General features: G+C 65.5%; 2 protein-coding genes and 2 pseudogenes. All 4 read left to right on the top strand.

Annotation, left to right across the window (positions count from 1 at the left end; genetic code table 11):
* A pseudogene (locus ACIQFZ_RS43400) lies at positions 1–125 on the top strand (DNA-directed RNA polymerase subunit alpha); the annotation flags it as partial.
* Between the two features lie 249 nt (positions 126–374).
* Positions 375–782: pseudogene (locus ACIQFZ_RS43395) on the top strand (Tn3 family transposase).
* 507 nt (positions 783–1,289) lie between these two features.
* Positions 1,290–1,721 (top strand): thiamine pyrophosphate-dependent enzyme, encoded by a 432-nt coding sequence (locus ACIQFZ_RS43390; RefSeq protein ID WP_402693996.1) that lies wholly within the window; start codon positions 1,290–1,292, stop codon positions 1,719–1,721.
* Positions 1,722–1,873: 152 nt separating this feature from the next.
* Positions 1,874–2,518: an amidohydrolase family protein gene (locus ACIQFZ_RS43385; RefSeq protein ID WP_402693995.1), complete on the top strand. Its 645-nt coding sequence runs from the start codon at positions 1,874–1,876 to the stop codon at positions 2,516–2,518.
* Positions 2,519–2,576 lie beyond the last annotated feature (58 nt).

Raw genomic sequence — 2,576 nt, 5'->3', positions numbered from 1 at the left:
AGGCGAAGCTGGCCGGCCTGGGCCTGGCCCTGAAGGACAGCCCGCCCGGATTCGACCCGACCGCCGCTGCCTTCGACGCGGACGACAACGGGAACTCGGGTTTCGTGGAGACCGAGCAGTACTGAACGCTGCGCCGGGTCGCGGGGGCGCCAGGAAGGCAGAGGGGCCGGCGATGAGCACCGGCCGACCGCACCGGCTCCCCGAGGGCCCCCGGTGGAGATGCAGATGCCCAAGCCCTCCGAGCCCGATCAGGGCTTGAAACCAGAGATCCCCATGTCCACAGCAGCGAGTCTCCCGGGCTTCGGCCCGACCGGCCAGTGCATATTCGAAGCAGCAGGATCCTCGGCGCCACTTGACATCTCGGATTCCACAGAATGCTGCGGTACCTGACAAACCCGCAGATGCGCCGACGGGTGACCGCCGCGACCAACAAGGTCGAGGCGTTCAACGGCTTCACCGAGTAGGTGCGCTTCGGCAACCGGGGCGTCATCGCCGACAACGACCCCGTCGAGCAGGAGAAGGCCGTCAAGTTCAACGCCCTGCTCACCAACTGCCTGATCTTCCACAACACCCTGGACATCGCCCAGGCGGTCCGCGAACTGCAGGCCGAGGGCTGGAAGGTCGACTCAGAGGATCTGGCGGAGGTCTCGCCCTACCTGATCGAGAAGATCATGCGGTTCGGCGAATACTCCACCCACGAACTCGACCTGGCCCCGGAGGCGTACGAGCCGCACCTCGATGTCGACTTCACCAAGCTCGACCCACAGGACGAAGCACCATGACCGGGCGCTTCCTCAGCGGTGCGCTACCTCGGCCGCTCCAGCGGCACGGCTGAGCTCGGCGACCGGAAGCGGCGTCCGCTTGCTCTTTGAAAGCAGCCGGTGGTGGAACCCATCCAGGACAACGGCGGCCCGGGCGTGCCGCTCGATGATCGCCGCGATCTCAGGCAGAACGCCATCAGGTCGTCGACCTTCGAGCCACTCCCGCAGGAACGCGGGTACCCACGGATGGGTCAGGAGAGCCTACGGGGTGCGTCCACGGTCGGGACAACACACGGCCCTCCATTCATCCACAATGTGAGCTTATGCGGTGATTCGCTGCCATAGTGATGGAGCTATGTCCGGGCACCCTGTGTAAGGAACGCATGTCGTGGTCACCGTCAGTGACGCCCAACGGCCCGCGACCCGCACGATCGCCGAGGCCGACACCAGCGGACCGCACTTCACCACCGAGGCGATCCTCGACGCGATCGACTGGGGCAAGAACGACGACACCGTCATCGCCCTGGAGTGGACCTCCGCGGACATGGTGCGCGACCGCCTGACCATCACCCGCGCAAAGTCGCTGTTCTACTCGCCGCCGCCGGCGGCCAGAGCTGGGGCCTGCCGGCCGCCATCGCACTGCGCCTCGGCTGCCCCGAGCGCCCCGTGGTCGCCCTCATCGGCGACGGCGCCCGTCCGGCCTGTGGACCGCGGCGCGTCACCAGGTGCCCGTTACGTTCGTGGACGAACACCAAGTACCGCACGCTGCAGGAGTTCTCCGAGATCCTGCACGTCCCGGAAGGCGACTGCCTCGACATCTCCGGCCTCGGCGTGCTGGACATCGCACGCGGCTACGGCCTGGAGGTACATCGGGCCGAGTCGCTGGAGGGCCTCACGGACCACGTCAGGAAGGGCATGACCGCGACCGGCCCGCGTTTCGTCGAAATCCTTGAGCGCTGACCGGCAGCGGCCGTAGGGGACCGCTGCCGGTCAGGAACTCCAGCAGGTCCTACCGCGACTCCGATAACGAGCAAGGAGCTCCGTACGTCACAGCCCCACCATTACCCGATCCGGTCACGATCAGAAAAGCTCATGGATTTAAAGGAGATGCCGTGAAGGTTATCGGTTTCGAAGAGCACTACAAGCTTCCGGCTGTTTACGAGGCGAACAAGAAAAGCCCGGGCGAGTTGGTCTACGACGTGTGGAAGGAGGCTGGGCGATTCGAGACGGATGCGCAAGGCGGCTGGCCGGCAGGCATCTATGATTTGGGGGAGGGGCGGATCGCCGCTATGGACGAGGCGGGGATCGACGTGCAGATCCTCTCGCACACTTCCCCCGGCCCCGAGATCCTCGAGCCGTCGATCGCGGTCGACCTGGCTAAGCAGGCGAACGATGCCGTCGCGGATGCGATCTCGAAGTATCCCGAGCGGTTCCTCGGCTTCGCCACCTTGCCGATGCGCGACCCGGCGGCTGCCGCAAGCGAGCTCGAGCGCACCGTCCGCGACCATCGTTTCGTGGGGGCCCTGATCAACGGCCATGTCAACGGGCGTTTCCTTGACGACAAGTTCTTCTGGCCGGTGTTCGAATGCGCCGAGTCTCTCAACGTACCGATCTATCTGCACCCCACGTTGCCGCCGCAGCCGGTGATCGACGCCTATTACAGCGGATTTGATCCGTATGTTTCGACCAACATGTCTGCTGCAGGGCTCGGCTGGCACATTGAGCCTTTCCCGGTAACCGGTCGTCGCTCGCTGTGACGCCGTTGTCTCCGTGCCCCTGCTGCCTCCAAGTCCGGGCAGCCGTAAGGCCCCTGGT

The organism is Streptomyces sp. NPDC093064, from assembly GCF_044754605.1.
Lineage (GTDB): Bacteria > Actinomycetota > Actinomycetes > Streptomycetales > Streptomycetaceae > Streptomyces.
The sequence above is the reverse complement of the archived record's forward strand: the minus strand, read 5'-3'. Positions and strand labels throughout refer to the sequence as shown.